Origin of the sequence: Falsiroseomonas algicola, assembly GCF_011040385.1 — a bacterium.
GTDB classification, from domain to species: domain Bacteria; phylum Pseudomonadota; class Alphaproteobacteria; order Acetobacterales; family Acetobacteraceae; genus Falsiroseomonas; species Falsiroseomonas algicola.
The window spans coordinates 1-229 of the sequence record NZ_JAAIKB010000090.1 but is presented as its reverse complement, the minus strand read 5'-3'; the positions used below and the strand labels follow the sequence as shown (position 1 = coordinate 229).

The following is a 229-nucleotide window of genomic DNA, read 5'->3' as shown; positions in this document are numbered from 1 at the left end:
CAGGATCAGGCGCCGGGTGATGATGCGCTTGATGTTGATGCGGTAGGTGACCTTCTCGGCCTCGGGCAGGATCTGGCCGGAGAACTTGACCTCACCACAGCCCAGGGCGCGGCCGCGGCCGGGGTGGCCGAGCCAGCCCAGGTAGAAGCCGACCAGCTGCCACATGGCGTCCAGCCCCAGGCAGCCGGGCATCACCGGGTCGCCTGGGAAGTGACAGTCGAAGAACCAC

At 67.7% G+C, this 229-nt stretch carries 1 protein-coding gene; it reads right to left on the bottom strand.

Annotated elements, in window-relative coordinates; all coding sequences use genetic code 11:
* Positions 1–229, bottom strand: a 229-nt coding sequence (gene fabA / locus G3576_RS31150) for a bifunctional 3-hydroxydecanoyl-ACP dehydratase/trans-2-decenoyl-ACP isomerase (protein ID WP_164698353.1), incomplete at both ends; no start/stop codon positions are given.